The 18,192-nt window shown below is 64.4% G+C and carries 16 protein-coding genes and 1 pseudogene; 5 read left to right on the forward strand and 12 right to left on the reverse strand.

The window, feature by feature from the left end:
- Positions 1–253 precede the first annotated feature (253 nt).
- From RMCB_RS06050 to RMCB_RS06090, 9 genes are all read right to left on the reverse strand, one after another.
- The gene (locus tag RMCB_RS06050) at positions 254–1,471 is read right to left on the reverse strand and encodes a hypothetical protein (RefSeq protein WP_062828051.1); all 1,218 of its coding nucleotides are present in this window, start codon (positions 1,469–1,471) and stop codon (positions 254–256) included.
- A gap of 376 nt (positions 1,472–1,847) precedes the next feature.
- Positions 1,848–2,672, reverse strand: a complete 825-nt coding sequence (locus RMCB_RS06055; RefSeq protein WP_062828052.1) for a cutinase family protein — start codon at positions 2,670–2,672, stop codon at positions 1,848–1,850.
- A 139-nt stretch (positions 2,673–2,811) separates the two neighbouring features.
- Positions 2,812–4,002 carry an elongation factor Tu gene (tuf, locus tag RMCB_RS06060; RefSeq protein ID WP_029369150.1) on the reverse strand — a complete coding sequence of 397 codons (1,191 nt, stop codon included), beginning with the start codon at positions 4,000–4,002 and terminating at the stop codon, positions 2,812–2,814.
- Between the two features lie 83 nt (positions 4,003–4,085).
- Positions 4,086–6,188 carry an elongation factor G gene (gene fusA, locus RMCB_RS06065; protein WP_029369151.1) on the reverse strand — a complete coding sequence of 701 codons (2,103 nt, stop codon included), beginning with the start codon at positions 6,186–6,188 and terminating at the stop codon, positions 4,086–4,088.
- 88 nt (positions 6,189–6,276) lie between these two features.
- A complete protein-coding gene (rpsG, locus tag RMCB_RS06070) occupies positions 6,277–6,747 on the reverse strand; it encodes a 30S ribosomal protein S7 (protein ID WP_018601866.1) in 471 nt (156 codons plus the stop codon).
- A complete protein-coding gene (gene rpsL / locus RMCB_RS06075) occupies positions 6,747–7,121 on the reverse strand; it encodes a 30S ribosomal protein S12 (protein WP_003881867.1) in 375 nt (124 codons plus the stop codon). Before rpsL ends, rpsG begins: the two co-directional genes overlap by 1 nt.
- Positions 7,122–7,402: 281 nt before the next feature.
- Complete coding sequence (locus RMCB_RS06080) at positions 7,403–8,017, reverse strand: TetR/AcrR family transcriptional regulator (protein WP_029369154.1); 615 nt, start codon at positions 8,015–8,017, stop codon at positions 7,403–7,405.
- Positions 8,018–8,118: 101 nt separating this feature from the next.
- Complete coding sequence (locus RMCB_RS06085) at positions 8,119–8,634, reverse strand: DUF3558 domain-containing protein (protein WP_062828053.1); 516 nt, start codon at positions 8,632–8,634, stop codon at positions 8,119–8,121.
- A 1-nt stretch (position 8,635) separates the two neighbouring features.
- Positions 8,636–9,187, reverse strand: a complete 552-nt coding sequence (locus RMCB_RS06090) for a DUF3558 domain-containing protein (protein WP_062828054.1) — start codon at positions 9,185–9,187, stop codon at positions 8,636–8,638.
- Positions 9,188–9,331: 144 nt separating this feature from the next.
- Here RMCB_RS06090 and RMCB_RS06095 point away from each other — a divergent pair, with 144 nt between their 5' ends.
- On the forward strand, positions 9,332–9,715 hold the full coding sequence (locus RMCB_RS06095) for a DUF3060 domain-containing protein (RefSeq protein WP_084388372.1): 384 nt from the start codon (positions 9,332–9,334) through the stop codon (positions 9,713–9,715).
- 18 nt (positions 9,716–9,733) lie between these two features.
- On the forward strand, positions 9,734–10,147 hold the full coding sequence (locus RMCB_RS06100; protein ID WP_062828055.1) for a DUF3060 domain-containing protein: 414 nt from the start codon (positions 9,734–9,736) through the stop codon (positions 10,145–10,147).
- A gap of 198 nt (positions 10,148–10,345) precedes the next feature.
- Here the strand turns inward: RMCB_RS06100 and RMCB_RS36955 are convergent.
- Positions 10,346–10,558 (reverse strand): annotated as a pseudogene (locus RMCB_RS36955) (glycerate kinase); the annotation flags it as partial.
- 126 nt (positions 10,559–10,684) lie between these two features.
- Here RMCB_RS36955 and RMCB_RS06110 point away from each other — a divergent pair.
- From RMCB_RS06110 to RMCB_RS06120, 3 genes are all read left to right on the forward strand, one after another.
- Positions 10,685–11,884: a pyridoxal phosphate-dependent aminotransferase gene (locus RMCB_RS06110; protein ID WP_062828057.1), complete on the forward strand. Its 1,200-nt coding sequence runs from the start codon at positions 10,685–10,687 to the stop codon at positions 11,882–11,884.
- Positions 11,881–12,840, forward strand: a complete 960-nt coding sequence (locus RMCB_RS06115) for a 2-hydroxyacid dehydrogenase (RefSeq protein WP_062828058.1) — start codon at positions 11,881–11,883, stop codon at positions 12,838–12,840. The genes RMCB_RS06110 and RMCB_RS06115 overlap by 4 nt, the downstream gene beginning before the upstream one ends.
- A 260-nt stretch (positions 12,841–13,100) precedes the next feature.
- A complete protein-coding gene (locus tag RMCB_RS06120) occupies positions 13,101–15,194 on the forward strand; it encodes a PE-PPE domain-containing protein (protein WP_109784187.1) in 2,094 nt (697 codons plus the stop codon).
- A 67-nt stretch (positions 15,195–15,261) separates the two neighbouring features.
- On the opposite strand, the gene RMCB_RS06125 is transcribed toward RMCB_RS06120, so the two are convergent.
- Positions 15,262–16,461, reverse strand: a complete 1,200-nt coding sequence (locus RMCB_RS06125) for a superantigen-like protein SSL4 (RefSeq protein WP_062828059.1) — start codon at positions 16,459–16,461, stop codon at positions 15,262–15,264.
- 239 nt (positions 16,462–16,700) lie between these two features.
- A complete protein-coding gene (locus RMCB_RS06130; protein ID WP_062828060.1) occupies positions 16,701–17,969 on the reverse strand; it encodes a hypothetical protein in 1,269 nt (422 codons plus the stop codon).
- Between the last annotated feature and the right edge of the window lie 223 nt (positions 17,970–18,192).

An 18,192-nucleotide genomic window follows, 5' to 3' on the forward strand; every position in this document is an offset into this window, starting at 1 on the left:
AGCGATTATCGTTTCGCGGGGTCACACGCACGCGAAAGCACGTCACAGCAGATTAAATTGCGCGTCAAATGCACCGCAGGCAGCATCGAATTGCAGCACAATTCAACGGGCAGCCGTCGGCGACAATTAAGCCCATCGTCCATCGCATAGAAGGCGATGGCTCATCGACGGCGCCCGCACGGGCCCGTCCGCGGTAAGTCAACCAGCAGGCGCCCTCACGGCGGCAGGTCGGTGTGCTGCTGATAGCGCGGTGTCATCCGTCGGCCTTCGCGTGTCGCGGGGCGCCACCGGACTGACCGGACAGCTTTGAAGCGATCGACCGCAAACCGCCCAGCGCGCTACCGGACGAGGTGGCGCGCGTCTTCGGCGCCGGCGATGACGCGGCCGATGCGGAAACAGACGTGACGCCCGCCCCCGTGGACTGCGTCGACGCCGGACCGGAAGTCGACGTCGGCGGCCGGAACGACAGAGATGGCAGAGCCGAGGTCGTCTGGCGATTGAAGATCTGCCCCGAACGGGTGGACTGCTGGGTGGTGTTGCCGTTACCGGTCGTGCCGACGACGGTCGTCGAACCGCCGCCCCCGCTCACATCGGTGCTGCTGCCGTTGCCGTTCCCGCTCGACACATTGCTGGTCGTCGTGTTGTTGCTGGTGTTGCTTCCGCCAAAGCTGCGCTGCGGATTGATGATGTTGAAGGACAGGAAGGACGTCTGGACGGTGTTGCCGTTTCCGGTGACGCCGCCGACGGCGGTGGTTCCAGATCCGCCCGTCGAGCCGACCGTGGTGCTGCTGTTGTTGCCGTTGCCTGCGGATATGTTGCCGACTGTCGTGTTGTTGCTGGTGTTGCTACCGCCGAAGCTCCACTGCGGGTTGATGATGTTGCCCGACCCGATGGCGATCTGCGTTGTGTTGCCGTTGCCGACCGCCGCGCCGACCATGGATGTCCCGGCGCCCGAGGTCACCGTGGTGCTGCTGTTGTTCCCGTTGCCGGTGGCGACGTTACTGACCGACGAGTTGTTGCTCGTGTTGCTGCCACCGATGCTGACCTGCGGGTTGATGACGTTGTACGAGAAGATGTCGACCTGAGTGGTGTTTCCCGTCCCGGTCGTGCCCGCCAGGTTGATGGTCTGGGACCAGAACGTCGACCCGCCGACGACCGTGCTGTTGTTGCCGTTGCCCGTCGCAATACCGCCCGCTGTCGAATTGCTGCTGACGTTGGACCCCGGGATCGCAATCTGAGGGTTGATGATGTTGCCCTCGAGGATGTTGAGCTGGGTGGTGTTCCCGGCACCGCCGGCCGGGAGAATGATCGACAGCGCTTCGGCCGCGGGGGTCTCCGCGACGGCGCCGATACAGAAGGCCGCACCCCCGGCGGCGACTGTCCGGGTGAGTATCGAGTGTTTCGCCTGCATCCTGTGCGCACCACGGGTGCGTCGCGGGTTCTTGCCAGGACTGTGGTCGTTACCAGCCATCAGCGTCGCTCCCCTCAACTGACAGCACTGTCAATTTCGATTTCGCAAGCAGACAGTAAGCTTTGCCATAAGGTGTGTCAAGGATCACGTTGTAATCAAGTGGGGAGATGTGCGGCAAAGCCCGATAGGCCTTGTCGGAGACCTCTCTTGCCTTCGCATCGGTAGCCCAGAAACTGATATATGTGCAGCTCAAGCGCTATATCAACGCATCGAAGCCTCCGGTCCAGCAAAACGATCGCATTACCCACAGCAAACTTTCAGCTAAACTCAAGCAGGCACGCTCGATCTAACCGTTATCTGCCAAAAAATTTGCCAGAATCGCCAACTCAGGTGCGATTCAACTGGTAAGGTGATCAGCCGCTCTGCGCGGGGACCGTCACATCGGCGGTCCGGCGGCGCCGACAGTGCCTGTCGGCAGCGCCGATCCCAGCAGCTGGTACAGGGGCCAGGTCCACGCGTATCCGCCGGACCGGGCCCGCGCATAGCTCGTGTGGATGGCCACCCCGGCGGGCGTCACCTCGTCGTCGTCCGTGATCGCGTCACAGACCGGATCGCCGACGTCACACACGCTGATGGTGCGGGAGCCGACGGATACCGGCAGCGGAGTCGTCGGCGCATGCGCCATGAGCGGCCACTGTTGGGCCATCCCCTTCCCAGCGGCACCTCGCACAGCGGTCGCACTGCCGAGGTTGTATGTCGGGTCGGCGGGCAACCGGTCACCGTCGGCGATCAGCAGAACAGCCGCCAGGTTGGGGTTGCCAGCCAGGGATTGCAGATTCCGGTGGACCACCATCGCGCCCTGTGAATAGCCGGCGAGCACGACCTTGGTGGCGGGGCACTGCTGGGTGAAGGCGGTGTACTGATTGGCCAGCGCGGCGACGCCGGTGTCGACACTGCTCATGAAGCCTGCCCAGCCGAGCAGATTGCCGGTGTCGGGCACCGCCACCGCCGGATAGTTGACCGCTTCGGCGGTCATGGTCCTGCCGTCGCTCTGCACCTGCTGGGACAGGTCCTGCAATGACTGGTACACCACCCGGCCCATGCCGCCGTACGAAGCCGGATCGTCGCGTTCACCCGAGCCGGCAACGCCCATCCAGTGAACGTCTGGACACGCCACGGCGTTGGCTGGGGCGGCCGTCGATCCGATGAGCCCGACGACGCCGACCGCACAACACACGGCCACGAACAGACGACGAATCACAGCGGAACCCCCTACCCATACACAGCAAAGCTACCTGCACTATCGCCCCAGTAGTCACAGGCGTTACGCAATCGCTGCGCAAAACGCAGAAACGGCGCCCACCCGAAGGTGAGCGCCGCTTCTGGCGCAGTCAGATCAATTACTTGTTGATCTTGGTAACACGGCCGGCGCCGACGGTACGGCCACCCTCGCGGATCGCGAAGCGCAGGCCCTCGTCCATGGCGACGGGCTGGATCAGCTTGACGGAGATGTCGGTGTTGTCACCGGGCATAACCATCTCGGTGCCCTCCGGCAGCGTCACAACACCGGTCACGTCGGTGGTGCGGAAGTAGAACTGCGGACGGTAGTTGTTGAAGAACGGCGTGTGGCGGCCGCCCTCGTCCTTGGACAGGATGTAGACCTGGCCCTCGAACTCGGTGTGCGGGGTGGTGGTGCCGGGCTTGACCACAACCTGGCCACGCTCGACGTCCTCACGCTTGATACCACGCAGGAGCAGACCGACGTTGTCACCGGCCTGGCCCTGGTCGAGCAGCTTGCGGAACATCTCGACACCGGTGACCGTGGTCTTGGTGGTGTCGGGACGGATGCCGACGATCTCGACCTCTTCGTTCACGTTGATCACGCCACGCTCGACGCGACCGGTGACCACGGTGCCACGACCGGTGATCGTGAAGACGTCCTCGACAGGCATCAGGAACGGCTTGTCGGTCTCGCGAACCGGATCCGGGATGGACTCGTCGACCGCGTCCATCAGTTCCTCAACCGACTTGACCCACTTCTCGTCGCCTTCCAGCGCCTTGAGCGCCGAGACGCGGACGACCGGGGCCTCCTCGTCGAAGTCCTGCGCAGCCAGCAGCTCGCGGACCTCCATCTCGACGAGCTCGATGAGCTCCTCGTCGTCCACCGCATCCGACTTGTTCAGCGCGACCAGGATGTAGGGCACACCCACCTGGCGGGCCAGCAGCACGTGCTCGCGGGTCTGCGGCATCGGGCCGTCGGTGGCGGCGACCACCAGGATGGCGCCGTCCATCTGGGCCGCACCGGTGATCATGTTCTTGATGTAGTCGGCGTGACCCGGGGCGTCCACGTGGGCGTAGTGGCGCTTGTCGGTCTGGTACTCCACGTGGGAGATGTTGATGGTGATACCGCGCTGACGCTCCTCAGGCGCATTGTCGATCTGGTCGAATGCGCGCGATTCGTTCAACTCCGGGTACTTGTCGTGCAGAACCTTGGTGATTGCTGCAGTAAGCGTGGTCTTGCCGTGGTCAACGTGACCGATGGTCCCGATGTTGACGTGCGGCTTCGTCCGCTCGAACTTCGCCTTCGCCACTGTGGTGTCCTCCTGGACTGTGTTGGTGCTTGTACTTAAGCAGTGTTGATGTGTTCAGTTGTGCGGTCTGCGAGGCTACCGGGCTACTGACCCGTCGCCTTCGCAATGATCTCCTTCGATACGTTCGCCGGAACCTCGGCGTACGAATCGAACACCATGGAGTAGTTCGCCCGGCCCTGGGTCTTCGACCGAAGGTCGCCGACGTAGCCGAACATCTCCGACAGCGGAACCTGCGCCTTGACGACGCGCGCACCACTGCGCTCCTCCATGGCCTGGATCTGACCACGGCGGGAGTTCAAGTCGCCGATCACGTCGCCCATGTAGTCCTCGGGCGTGGTGACCTCGACGGCCATGATGGGCTCGAGAATGACCGGCTGAGCGGCCTGCGCGGCCTTCTTCAGCACCTGCGAGCCGGCAACCTTGAATGCCATTTCCGAGGAGTCGACCTCGTGGTAGGCGCCGTCGAGCAGGGTGACCTTGACGTTCACCAGCGGGTAGCCGGCGAGCACGCCGTACTGCATGGCGTCCTGCGCACCGGCATCCACCGAAGGGATGTACTCGCGCGGGATGCGGCCACCGGTGACCTTGTTCTCGAACTCGTAGGTCGCACCGTCTTCGCCGTGGAACGGCTCCAGATCGATGAGGACCTTTGCGAACTGGCCCGAGCCACCCGTCTGCTTCTTGTGGGTGTACTCGACCTTCTCCACCTTGCGGCGGATGGTCTCGCGGTAGGCCACCTGCGGCTTGCCGACGTTGGCCTCGACCTTGAACTCGCGACGCATGCGGTCCACCAGGATGTCCAGGTGAAGCTCGCCCATGCCGCCGATGACGGTCTGACCGGTCTCCTGGTCCAGGTGCACCTTGAAGGTGGGATCCTCTTCCGCGAGCTTCTGGATCGCGGTGCCCAGCTTCTCCTGGTCGCTCTTGGTCTTGGGCTCGATGGCCACCTCGATAACCGGGTCCGGGAAGGTCATCGACTCCAGCACAACCTGGTTGTTGGCGTCGCTCAGGGTGTCACCGGTGGTGGTGTCCTTGAGGCCGATCACCGCGTAGATGTGACCCGCGGCGGCCGTCTCGACCGGGTTCTCCTTGTTGGCGTGCATCTGGAACAGCTTGCCCAGACGCTCCTTCTTGCCCTTGGTGGCGTTGATGACCTGCGCACCGGACTCGACCTTGCCGGAGTACACACGCACGTAGGTCAGCTTGCCGAAGAACGGGTGCACGGCGATCTTGAACGCCAGCGCGGCGAACGGCTCGTCGGTGGACGGACGACGCAGGATCTCCTCGTCCTCCTTGCCCGGGGCATGGCCACGGACCGACTCGACGTCCAGCGGCGAGGGCAGGTAGTCGATGACCGCGTCGAGCATGGGCTGCACGCCCTTGTTCTTGAACGCGCTGCCGCACAGCACCGGGTAGAGCTCGCTCGACACGGTCAGCTTGCGGATCGCGCCCTTGATCTCTTCGACGGTGAGTTCTTCGCCGCCGAGGTACTTCTCCAGAAGCGCCTCGTCGGTCTCGGCGACGGTATCCAGCAGCTCGCTGCGGTACTCGGCGGCCCGGTCGGCCAGCTCAGCGGGGATCTCGACGGTCTCGTAGCTCTCGCCGAGCTTGGTCTCGCCGCGCCAGACCTTGGCCTTCATCTCGACCAGGTCGACGATGCCTTCGAAGTCGTTCTCGGCACCGATCGGCAGCTGGATCACCAGCGGCTTGGCGCCGAGGCGGTCCTTGATGGTCTGCACGGTGAAGTAGAAGTCCGCACCGAGCTTGTCCATCTTGTTGACGAAGCAGATACGCGGCACGTCGTACTTGTCGGCCTGGCGCCACACCTGCTCGGACTGCGGCTCCACGCCTTCCTTGCCGTCGAACACGGCCACGGCGCCATCGAGAACCCGCAGGCTGCGCTCCACCTCGACGGTGAAGTCGACGTGCCCGGGGGTGTCGATGATGTTGATCTGGTTGCCGTTCCAGAAGCACGTCACAGCGGCGGAGGTAATGGTGATACCCCGCTCCTGCTCCTGCTCCATCCAGTCGGTCGTGGAGGCACCGTCGTGCGTCTCACCGATCTTGTAGTTGACGCCGGTGTAGTAGAGGATGCGCTCAGTCGTCGTCGTCTTGCCGGCGTCGATGTGCGCCATGATGCCGATGTTGCGGACCTTGCTCAGGTCAGTCAGCACGTCCTGTGCCACGGAAGTCTTCCCACTCTTTCGCTTGCTTGATTAGGTGTTCGGATGCACCCTCGCGGGCGTCCGACACTGGACGCCCGGAGGGCGGACATCACCAGCGGTAGTGCGCGAAAGCCCGGTTCGCTTCAGCCATCTTGTGAGTGTCCTCACGACGCTTCACAGCGGCGCCGAGGCCGTTGCTCGCGTCGAGGATCTCGTTGGCGAGCCGCTCGACCATGGTCTTCTCGCGACGGGCCTTGGAGAAGCTCACCAGCCAGCGCAGGGCCAGCGTGGTGGAACGATCGGGGCGCACCTCGACCGGCACCTGGTAGGTGGCGCCACCGACACGGCGGCTACGCACCTCGAGGGCAGGCTTGACGTTGTCGAGCGCACGCTTGAGGGTGACGACCGGATCGGTGCCGGTCTTGTCGCGGGCCTGCTCCAGCGCACCGTAGACGATGCGCTCGGCCAGCGACTTCTTGCCGTCCAGCAGAACCTTGTTGACCAGCTGGGTGACCAGCTGCGACCCGTAAACCGGATCGTTGACCAACGGACGCTTCGGCGCGGGACCCTTGCGCGGCATCAGCTCTTCTCCTTCTTGGCGCCGTAACGGCTACGGGCCTGCTTGCGGTTCTTGACACCCTGGGTGTCCAGCGACCCGCGGATGATCTTGTAACGGACGCCGGGGAGGTCCTTCACACGACCACCACGCACCAGCACCATCGAGTGCTCCTGCAGGTTGTGACCCTCACCCGGGATGTAAGCGGTGACCTCAACCCCACTGGTCAGCTTCACGCGGGCGACCTTACGAAGCGCCGAGTTCGGCTTCTTCGGGGTGGTGGTGTACACGCGGGTGCACACGCCGCGGCGCTGCGGGCTGCCCTTGAGGGCCGCGGTCTTGACCTTCGCGACCTTGTCGCGGCGACCCTTGCGGACCAGCTGGTTGATGGTTGGCATGTACCGGCTTTCTGTGTGTTGCTTTGTGCTGCTCTGTTGTTCTTCAAGTCTCTGTACTGCAGTTACCCCCGAGGCGCGTACCCCGCGGCCGGGCGTGTCGCACGTGCCCACACCGGAGAAATTCCGATGCGTGTAAGACATGCGAATTGGCCCGGCGTGCGGGCACGCTTGCGAAACCACTCAGCCGCATGCGCTTACCGGCCAGGCACGATCCACCACAATACCAGGGCCGACCGCGACGAACCAAACTCGTGCGCAGTCGACTAATCGCAGGTCAGAGCCTACGCCTGTCGACGCTGCATGCCGGACGCCAGGCGCAGCAGCATGTCGGTGAACACCGCATCGGTGTCAATATCGTCCATCACGCCGGTCATCTCCAGCAAGACAAAACCGTGCAGAGCCGACCAGAATTCCAGCGCGGCATAGAACGCGTCCTCCCCTTCCAGCCCGAAGGAGGCCAGGACATCGATCACCGGTCCGGCGGCGGCCTTGGTGGCCGCGGAGTACTGCGGGTCGTCGCCCCCGAACGGCATCCGGGTGAACGCCGAATACCGGCCCGGGTGGTGATGGGCATAGCTGCGGTACGCGCTGGCCATGGCCACGATGGCGTCTTCGCGGGTGCGGCCCTGCCCGACGGTGTTGAGCATCCCGATGATGTCGTCGATGACCCGCATCCGGACCGTGCGGCGCAGGTCTTCGAGACTGTCGACGTGGTTGTACAGCGACGGCCCCTTGGTGCCGAGCTGGCTGGCCAGTGCGTTGATGGTCAACGCGTCCCAACCGTCGCGATCGAGGAACGTCAAGGCGGCGTTCACGATCGCGTCACGGCTGAGCCGGGTGGTCCGCGCCGGGCGCGGTCGGCCACCGGCCGCCTGCGATTCCGGCCGAGATGACATGTGCGCTCCACCTAGTCGGGTCGACGGGACGTTTCGGGTCGACGGGAATGGACCCTGAACTGGGTCGCGGTGAAACTCTAGCCGTTCCCTGTCGGTAAACGTCAGTTCACGCGGTCCTGGCTGACTTGGGCGAGTTGCCCGGTGACAGTGCACAGATCGGGCAGAACAGCAGGGTTCATCGACTGGATCGACCAGGTGATGACGTCGCTGCCTTTACTGACATAGATGCTGCAGACATTGGCATCCTGGGCTTTGAACCCCTTGTTGCCGTTGATCGACACTTCGGTCAACGTGCGTCCGGCGCGCTGCTCCAACATCCGCTCGGCGTCCATGTCGCTGCCCCGGTACCACCAGGTCGATATCCCCATGCCGGCCCCGAAGGTGCCCAGCAGGGTGTTTTCCTGCCAGAAGCAACCGGTGTCGTTGACCACGGCCTTGGTGAACATCGAGCCCGCAGCCTTGGCCACATCGGCATCGGTGATGCCATTGCAGTCCACCGAGTGGAAACCCCCACCGGACGCAGGGGCGGCCGGTGGGTTGGGCTGCTCGGACGGTCCGCACGCCGTCAGGACCGCCGCGCCGACCGCGGCGCCGAGGATCAGGGTTCGCGCCGCCATCTCAGAGCTCCGCCTGCAGGGTCTTGGACAGCAGCATCTGGGCGTCCTTGCACGGATCGCCGCTGGTCTGCCCGCGGTACTGCACCCACCAGCTCAGCACGCCCGATCCCGCCGCCGCAGTGGCGGCGCATGCCGCGCCGGTGACGTCGCGGCGTGCCAGGAACGCCTGATGGCGCTCGACGACGGTGTCGGTGATCTGCGCTTTGCGCTCCTGCGCCACCGCCCGTTCCCGCTCGAGCGATCCGGACTCGAACCAGGAGAAGACGACATCGAGCATGATCGGCGACGCGTTGGGGCCGGCCTTGCGGGACAGCACGTACTGGCAGACCGCGCCGCTGTAGGGCCGGACGATGTTGTCGGCTTTGAGCAGTTCCTGGACCGAGCTGTCGGTCAGCAGACCGCAGCGGTCGTCGACATATCCGTAGCCGCGGTCGGTGCCTGCACCGCCGGAATCGGCCCGTTGCGCCGTCCCGCCGACGGTACGCGAGCACCCCGCGACAGTCACTATCGCGGTGACCGCCACGGCAGCAGCCTCCACAACACGCCGACGCATCGGACAACACGGTACCGAGCACTGCGAACTCCCGCGACTGATCAGCCGGGCGCACCGAACCGCCCAAGCGCCGCCGAAGCAATGGCGGCGCAACGTACGCTTCCCTGCAACGGATGTCGTTGCACCGGATTCAGACGAAGGGGAATGACCGTGCGTTGGACAGCTGCGTGCCGGAGAGTGAGTGCGGGCTTGGTCGCGGTGCCACTTGCGCTGGCCGCAGGTGTGGCCCCGGCCTCCGCCAAGGATGGCGACACCCACATCACGGGGCAGGGCATCAACCAGACCATCGATTGCAACGGCGCGACACTGTTCGTCAACGGCACCGGCAACACGATCAACGCCCTCGGAACCTGTTATGCGGTCACGGTGCAGGGCTCGTCGAACACCGTCGTCGCCGACAACATCATCAACGACGTCACGGTTTACGGCTTCGATCAGACGGTGTTCTTCAAGGGCGGTGACCCGGTCCTGGTCGACCGTGGCCGTGAGCTCGGGATGACGAACCGGCTGGATCGCGTACCCGCCTGATACGGAAAGTGAGAGACCATGCATAGCTACACCACCGGGATCATCGGCGTCGTCGCGGCAGGTGCCGCCGTTTTCGCGCTGTCCGCATGCGGCGGCGGATCGGACAACAAGAACTCGTCGCCGTCGGCGACGGCGGGCACGTCTGGCCTCAACGTCGAGATCGGCAACACCATCAACTACGCGTCGGTCGGCACCACCGCCGACATCGATTGCGCCAGCGGCAAATCGCTCACGGTGGGCGGCACCAACAACACGCTGACCGTCAAGGGCACGTGCAGCAGCGTCAACATCGGCGGCTCCGACAACAAGATCACCTTCGAGAAGGTCGACAAGGATCTGGCCGTGCTCGGCTTCAACAACACCGTGACCTACAAGGCCGGCGACCCGAAGGTGACCAACACCGGTAGCAACAACACGGTCAGCAAGGGCTGACCGGACCCTAGCCTTTCGACGGCTCGGCACAGCTCGACCGCAGTGCGCCGGCGGCCATCTCGCGGCCGATCTCTCCGAGCAACCGCGCCTCCGCGAAATCCGCTGCCCGCCAAGGCTTTTCGTATGGGGCGGCACACAGAGGCTGCGCTCGTCGAACGATCCCCCGTCGTCGACGACGGGGCCTGCGCCGACGAGTCGGTGACGCAGGCGTACGAGGTCGACGACTACTTCGACGCCCGGTCGCCGCGCGGCACCCGACGCGAGCAGTGCGGCGAATCCAACGCCACCCGCCGCTCCGGCGCCAGGCATGAGCGCGAGGTCGCGTTCGCCCAGTGGGCGGCTTCTTCCGCCCCGAGGGCGCCCTTGAACCTGTCCGGCGCGATGACAATGCGCGCGGTGTTCCCGAGGCATGCGAAATTGATCCGCTTTCCCCTCTCGACGTGCTGATACATCAGTAATATACTAGTCGCACGCCAACCATATACCAATGGCGAAACTCGGCCATCGCCGTGATCAGCTGATGAGGAGTACGACAGGATGCATCAACTCGCCCACCGGCTCGAACGTCTGGGGACCGAGACGGCTTTCAGCGTCGCGCAGGCCGCCGCGGCCTGGAAGGCGAAGGGACACCGCGTGTATCCCTTCCATCTGGGCGACATCAATATCCCGACGGCCCCGCACATCGTGGACGCGATGAACAGGGCGATCGCCGACGGCTACACGGGCTACTGCCCGGGCCCCGGCATCCCCCAGCTGCGGGAGGCCCTCGCCGAGGACCTGGGGTCCGCCCGCGGCATCGACCTGTCCCCCGACAACGTCGTCGTGATGACGGGAGGCAAGCCCGTCATCACGAAGTTCCTGCAGACCATCATGAACCCCGGCCAGGAAGTGCTCTACCCGAACCCCGGCTTCCCGATCTACGAATCGCAGATCGAGTACCTCGGCGGCACAGCTCTGCCCTACCGCTACGTCCCCACCGACGAGGGCTTCGCGATCGACCTCGATCAGCTGCGGGCCTCGATCACGCCGAACACGGTCGCCATCATCTACAACGACCTGCAGAACCCCATCTCGGCCGAGTCGACGGCCCCCGAGCGTGAGGCCATCGCGCAACTCGCGCAGGAGCATGACCTCTGGGTGCTCTCCGACGAGGCCTACTTCGAGACGCGCTACGAAGGCGTCTCGAGTTCCATCGCGTCACTTCCCGGCATGCTCGAGCGCACGGTCATCCTGTACACGTTCAGCAAGAAATTCGCGATGACCGGCTCACGGCTCGGCTGTGCCGTCGCCCCCGTCGATGTCGCGAAGGTGTTCAGCACGCTCAACACCAACGACGAGTCGTGCACGACGCACTACGTGCAGTGGGCAGGCGTCGAGGCGCTGCGCGGCACCCAGGAACCCGTGCAGCAGATGCTCAAAGCCCTGCGCGAGCGCCGCGACGCGGCATGCGAGGCGGTGAACGCCATTCCGGGTATGAATGTCGCTGTGCCCCACTCGACGTTCTACTTGTTCCCCGATGTCACCGAGGCCATGGATCGCATGGGTTACACCGCGGTCGGCGATTTCGCCGCCGTCGCACTGCACCAGACGGGCGTCTCGTTCTGCACCCGCGAGCACTTCGGCCGCCGCCAGCCGGGCGAGGAACGCCAGTACATCCGCCTCGCTTACTCGGGTATCGAAGTCGACGACATCCGCGAGGGCCTCGGCCGTCTGAACGAGTGGATCAGCGCCAAATGAGCCGCGTTGTGGTCACCGGGCGAGTTCCGGATGCCGCCCTCGAGAAGCTGCGCGTCGAACACGAGGTCGACGCGTGGCCGGGCCCGGAGTCGATCAGCCGCGATGAGCTGCTGCGCCGCGTGGCCGGCGCCGACGCCATCCTGACCCTGCTCACCGAACGCGTCGACGGCGAGCTCCTCGACGCCGCCGGTCCCCAGCTCAAGGTAGTCGCGAACGTGGCCGTCGGCTACGACAACATCGACGTCGCGGCGTGCCGCGAGCGCGGCGTGGTCGCGACGAACACGCCGGGCGTGCTCACGGAGGCGACCGCCGACATCGCATTCGCCCTCATCCTCATGGCCACCCGCCGACTCGGCGAAGGCGAGCGCATCATCCGCGACCGCCAGCCGTGGAAGTGGGGCATGTTCTTTCTCCTCGGCACCGGCCTGCAGGGCAAGACCCTCGGAGTCGTGGGCATGGGCGGTATCGGCCAGGCGACCGCACGCCGCGCCAAGGCGTTCGGCATGGACGTCATCTATCAGTCGCGCAGCGAGATCGATGCCGACGTCGCGGCCGAGCTCGGCGCGCGGCGGGTGGACCTCGATGAGCTGCTGGCCGTCTCCGACGTCGTCTCGCTGCACTGCCCCTACGGGCCGGCCACCCATCATCTGATCGGCGCCGAGCAGCTCTCCGCAATGAAGAGCTCCGCATACCTGGTCAATACGGCGCGCGGACCGATCGTCGACGAGGCGGCGCTGGCGACCGCGTTGCGCGACGGCACTATCGCCGGCGCAGGCCTCGACGTCTTCGAACGGGAGCCCGAGGTGCACCCCGAGCTGCTTGAGCTTTCGAACGTGGCGCTCGTGCCACACCTCGGGTCGGCGACCATCGAGACGCGAACCGCCATGGCGACGCTTGCGGCCGACAACGCCCTCGCCGTGCTGGGCGGCGAGCTGCCACCCACGCCGATCGGCTGACCACTGGCACCCGACTACCTTCGGGTGGTCGGGTGCTTTCGGGCGGAGGCGAATTCAGCCCGTACGCAGGATCACGTGGCCGACGCAGTCCCGAGGCCGCACACAACATTTTTCGCAAACTCAGCCATGCCCCGCAGCAGCGGACCAGGCTCTTTTAACGCGTGAGATAGTTTTTCCGGCAAATACCTCGGACCGACTAGACAGTATTGCTAAAGTGTGCACGCCCTGTCAGCCACTTCACAGCGAAGGCCCGAAGCGACTTGTCCAACCCCACTCCTGCGCGGCTCCAGAAGGCCAAGGCTGCCGCGGTCGCGACCGCCATCGTCGCCACAACGGCTGCGCTCACTGCCGGTGTCGCGTCATCCGCCCCAGACCCGCTGATGGCCGAAAAGCGAACGCTGACAGCGGAAGTCAGCCTGACCGCGGCACCCCAATTACCATCGATGCCGAACATCGTCGGAATCTACGGGGTCGGGCCGGTTTTCTGGGCGGCACAGCTGTTGGGCATAACGCCGCAGAACGTCATCGAGGCCGCCGCCGGAGCGGTCGGCGGCAGCGAGTTGGCCACGGCTGTCAACCAGCTGCTGGACGTCCTCGACAAGATCTCGCCGGTCGAGGCCGGGGTCAAAGGCCCGCTGCCCAGCGACGTCTACGACGCGGTCAACGGGCTCCAATACAGCACCACCGGCGTTGCTGACGCGTTGACCGCACCGATCAAAGGTATCCCGGTCATCGGTCCCGCCCTCGCCAAGGCGTTCGCCAATGCCGTTGCGGCCCTGGTCAAAACCGCGCCGATTCTCAATCAGCGCAGGGCCATCATCTTCTCCGAGAGCCTCGGCGGGCTGACCACCTCGCTGGCCTACCGGGACATGATCAAGGCCGTGCAGTCCAACGATCCCGACTGGGGAGTAGGCGTCACCGGACAGTGGCTGGTGTTCTTCAACAACCCAAGCCGTCCCGGCGGTGGATTGTTCGCGCTGGCAACGCCTTTCACCAACCTCCTCGGGGTGAACCTCGCGACCCCACCGGCAGGCAGCTACACCAACGAGGACGCCAACAACGGCAACATGACCAAGGTCCTCAACACCTCGATCCTCGACATCACCTGGGCCTACAACCCGTTGTCAGACGCGCCGACCACCCTCAATCCGCTGGCGTGGGCCAACGCCGCGGCAGGCGGCGTGTTCCTCACCTACCTGATTCCCAGCGACGGCAACAACATCGACAGCCTGATACTCCCCTTGGGTCTGGGGATCGCCGACGGTCTCAAGGTCATGCTCGACCCCACCGGCGGTCAGGGCGTCGAAATGGTCCCCGGATGGGCCGACATCGTCCGGACCGCGAAGGACATCGACTGGCTGCACCTCGGTCTGGGCGAGGCATTGGACAAGGTCGCCGACGCCACCAAGTTCCCGGGCACAGCCACCTACATCACCTACGACTCGGGCAACCTGCCCTTGCTCGAGCCGTTCAATATGGCGCCCAGGTTGCTGAATCTTGTTCCGGGCGTGCATGTTCCGACACCGCTGACCGACAGCGTCGAAGATGCGCTGCGCATGCTGGTCAACATGGGCTACCAGGACGTCGACCCGGTGACCCTGCAGCGCACGTACAACATGGGCGGCCAGCAGGCCTACCTTTGGCATTCACCGCTGACTCCGACTCAGCAGCTCGCCGCGACGCAGACTGTGTTCAACGCCCTTGTCGACGGCATCGAGGCCAACGCGTTGACGCCGTCGAAGTGGACACCGAAACTCCCGGGCGTCGATCTCTCGCCCGCGACGCAGAACCCGTTGTCCGAAGCGACGGCGAAGGCGCTACGCGACGCCATCGACCAGATGCAGAAGAACGTCACCGACCCGATGTTCCATGCCGTCGAGACCGGGCTCGCACCGGTCACCGGCGCACTGGACGGCGTCAACGCCCAAGTGACCGCGGCCATCGACACGGCGCTGAAGGTCAAGGAACCCACCAAGACGACGGCGAAGTCGACGACGCCGGCGGCAGCGCCGGCACCTCTCACATCGATACCGTCAACGAACAGCGAATTGCGCACACTCGACGTCGCGAGCACCGCTACCAGGCTCGACAAGACCGCGCAGAAGATCACCGAGTCGCTCAAAGCTGCGCCTGGAAAGCATGCCGCTGATCCGAGCGATCCGCTCAAGAAGTCGGTCAAGGACACCGTGGCGAAGGTCCGCAACGGAATGAACGACACCGCCGGCAAGGTCGAACAGGCGGGCAAGGACATCGCCAAGAACGTCGAGAAGGTGACCAAGCCCGCCAAGGAGCAGAGCAAAGACAGCTCGCCAAAGGGCAAGTCTGCGAAGGCTTCCGGTAAGGCCGCGGCTTAGCTCACGATCAAGACAAATCGGGCGGGCTCTTGTGAGCCCGCCCGATTTACGTAAGGTGTGTTGTTGGCTAGCCGCCGCTGCTGGAGCTGCTGCTGTCGCCACCGCCGAGGGCGCCCTTGATGCCGCTGACGACCTTGTCCCAGCCGCGGATGCCGTTGTCAGCGCTGCCACCGCCGCCCGTGCCGAACAAGATGGGCGAGCCGTTGTTGGGCTTGAAGACACCCGAGTACGAGCCGTTCGACGGCTTGCCGGTCGGTAGAGAGCTCTTGTCGTTCGACGTCGGCAGGCTCGGCGTACCCGGGGTGACGGGTGCCTGCTCGGGGGCGTCCTGCTTACCGCTGTTGAACGACGGCGGGGTGACATTGGAGAGCGCCGTGGTGATCGGGTTCGAGACCTTCGGCGTTTCGACGTCAGGAGTCGACTTGCCTTCAGGCGCCTGCGTGTCGACCGTCTTGCTCAAAGTGGTCGGTGTGAGAGTTTGCGGCGCTTCCTGTTTGGTCGTGTTCTGCGTGGCCGCGAGAGGTGTGGCATTAGTGACGGCATTCGCGAACACCGGAACCGCGCTGAAGGCCGCAATACCACCGAGTCCGGTGGTTGTCGAGATGTCACCAGTCGTCAGGAAGCTCTTCCAGTTCGGGATCGCACTGAACGCGTCGATACCGGCCAGCTTGGTCACGTCACCGCCGGATTGGATGAACTGCTGCCAGGAATACGCTCCGCTAAGTGCGGCGTAGCCGGGGTTTCCAGTCGTCGCGTCCGGCACAAATGCCTGCAATCCCTCGCTCGGAACTCTCGAGAAGGCGACCAGTGCATTCACCGATGACAGAGGTGCTAGATCATCGACTGTGGCAGTGCCGCTCGCGATCTTTTGATAGACGGGAATTGCATCAAATGCAGCCTGCTTTGTGAAATCCCCGGCGAGAAGGTTAGGAAGCGCGCTGAAAGCATCAATGCCGCCCAAACTCGACAGGTCACCAGTCGTGAAGAAGCTCTGATAACTCGCCAATGCGCTCAGGGCGGCGTAACCACCGGTGCCATCGGCCAGTGGGACAAAGGCACCTAGATCACCCGTCGACAGGAACTTCTGCCACGCAGGGATTCCGTCGAGCCATGCGAGATCGGTGAGGGCCGACAGTCGCACGTCACCATTGACGGCCTTTACGAAGTTGTCCGCTTGAACCTCGGCGCCCGGCAATGCCGCCGCACCAGCGATGCAAGCCGCGCACGCAAGTGCGGTTGCTGCGCTCGAAACCTTCGACAACACCATCGACGTCCACCCTTCTCAGATGTGGATCACGACCGCAGTGTTTTGTTTGCTGACGGCCGGGTTTGCCCCTCCACACGTTGGCAGCAAGGTACCTCAAAAGAACCTAAGCCGCACCACGTAATGGACGCCGACGTCAGGAGTGCTTGCGAGTGCAAATACCTCCGCGGCCCGCAAGCTAGGCGCGATGTTGAAAGTTAGCCGCTAGCCCTCTGCCTGGCGGCTCGACTAGCTCGGGCGATCTACTCTCCGCCGCTGCTGCTACCGCTGTCGCCGGAACCGCTGTTGTCCTTGGGCAGGCCGAGTGCGCCGCGAATCCCGTTGGCCACCTTGTCCCATCCGCGGATGCCGTTGTCGGCGCCGCCGCCCTTGCCAGTGCCAAACAGAACCACCGGGTTGTTGGGCTTGAAGACGCCCGAGTACGACCCGTTGGACTGCTTGCCAGAGGCCCCGGAGCTCTTGTCAGTCGCCGCTGGAGCGGACGCTGCTTCGGGTGCGGCCGGCGCTGCCGCGGGGACCCCGGCGTCTGACGGCTCAGCGGCCGGCGGCGTAACGCTCGACAGCGCTGCCACCGGGTTGCTCCGCTCTGGCGCCTGATTCAGCCCAGCCTCGGACTCAGCGGTCACGGCATTCTTATTCGACGCGACCTTCGCCGCTGCTCCTTGATCGTTCGCTCCGCCAGCGGGGTCTTCGGTTTCCTCGGCTGGATCCGTCGTGAGTGCTGCCTTGTACACCGGGATTGCGCTGAACGCGTCAATGCCGCCGAGCCCATCGGAAGAAACGTCCTGGCCGCCACTCTCGATGAAAGACTTCCAGTTCGGGATCGCACTAAAGGCATCGATACCAGCCAGCTTCGTTACGTCGCCGCCGGATTTGATGAAGTCCCGGTAGGACGCGAGCCCGCTCAGAGCGGCGTAGCCGGCCTGAGACTCGTTGACGTTGGGCGTGGTCGGATCGTCTTCCACAGGGACAAACGCATCGAGTCCCTGGCTCGGGAAATTCTGGAATGACGTGATCCCATCGAAAACGGATACACCGGTGAAGTCACCGCCAAGTGCGTTCACGTACCCCGGAATACCATTGACCGCGGCGGAATACGTGAGGATAGCGTTCGGTCCGCTCAGGTAAATCGGAATCGCATCGAAGGCGGCAATCCCGCTCAACCCGTCGTACCCCAAGTCGCCACCGAGAAGGTTCTGGTAGTTCCAGAGCGCGCTGAGCGCGGCATAACCCGGCCAACTCTCGTCCACGTCTGGGGTTGTCGGATCGTCCGAAATCGGAACGAAGGAAAACACGTCCCGGTCTACAAGGAATTCCAGCAATGCCGGGATCCCGTTCAGTGAGTCGAGCTGGGTCAACTGGAGAAAGTCGGCCGACAGGCGAACGTCACCGCCCACAGTCTTGGCGAGGTGGGCCGCCTGCATTTCGGCGCCCGGCACTGCCGCCGCAGCCGCGATGCATGCCGCGCATGCGATCGACGCCGCAGCGGCAGGAATCTTGGTCCACGCCATCGTCTGTGTTCCTCTCTCGGATGCTTTGCGCTTAGCCGTGAGACAGCTGTGCCCTACTTGGCAAATCGCTGTCACACTGTTGCCGAGGAAAATACCTTAAAGTCTGCTGAGATGCGCGGTCTATCCGCAGCTCAGTGGACAGAATTCGGCGGATACCGCGAAGCACCGACCGACAGCATGGGTCCGGTGAACTCGGCCGACCTGGAACGATTGACGCAGTAGC

Source organism: Mycolicibacterium brisbanense, from assembly GCF_001570425.1.
In the GTDB taxonomy this organism is placed as follows: Bacteria; Actinomycetota; Actinomycetes; order Mycobacteriales; family Mycobacteriaceae; genus Mycobacterium; species Mycobacterium brisbanense.

Bases quoted from the DNA above. Each gene is read 5' to 3' on its own strand.
- RMCB_RS06050 (WP_062828051.1), bottom strand. From the start codon at position 1,471: ATGGCTGGTAACGACCACAGTCCTGGCAAGAACCCGCGACGCACCCGT.
- rpsG (WP_018601866.1), bottom strand. From the start codon at position 6,747: ATGCCGCGCAAGGGTCCCGCGCCGAAGCGTCCGTTGGTCAACGATCCG.
- rpsL (WP_003881867.1), bottom strand. From the start codon at position 7,121: ATGCCAACCATCAACCAGCTGGTCCGCAAGGGTCGCCGCGACAAGGTC.
- RMCB_RS06080 (WP_029369154.1), bottom strand. From the start codon at position 8,017: ATGTCATCTCGGCCGGAATCGCAGGCGGCCGGTGGCCGACCGCGCCCG.
- RMCB_RS06085 (WP_062828053.1), bottom strand. From the start codon at position 8,634: ATGGCGGCGCGAACCCTGATCCTCGGCGCCGCGGTCGGCGCGGCGGTC.
- RMCB_RS06090 (WP_062828054.1), bottom strand. From the start codon at position 9,187: ATGCGTCGGCGTGTTGTGGAGGCTGCTGCCGTGGCGGTCACCGCGATA.
- RMCB_RS06095 (WP_084388372.1), top strand. From the start codon at position 9,332: ATGACCGTGCGTTGGACAGCTGCGTGCCGGAGAGTGAGTGCGGGCTTG.
- RMCB_RS06100 (WP_062828055.1), top strand. From the start codon at position 9,734: ATGCATAGCTACACCACCGGGATCATCGGCGTCGTCGCGGCAGGTGCC.
- RMCB_RS06110 (WP_062828057.1), top strand. From the start codon at position 10,685: ATGCATCAACTCGCCCACCGGCTCGAACGTCTGGGGACCGAGACGGCT.
- RMCB_RS06115 (WP_062828058.1), top strand. From the start codon at position 11,881: ATGAGCCGCGTTGTGGTCACCGGGCGAGTTCCGGATGCCGCCCTCGAG.
- RMCB_RS06125 (WP_062828059.1), bottom strand. From the start codon at position 16,461: ATGGTGTTGTCGAAGGTTTCGAGCGCAGCAACCGCACTTGCGTGCGCG.
- RMCB_RS06130 (WP_062828060.1), bottom strand. From the start codon at position 17,969: ATGGCGTGGACCAAGATTCCTGCCGCTGCGGCGTCGATCGCATGCGCG.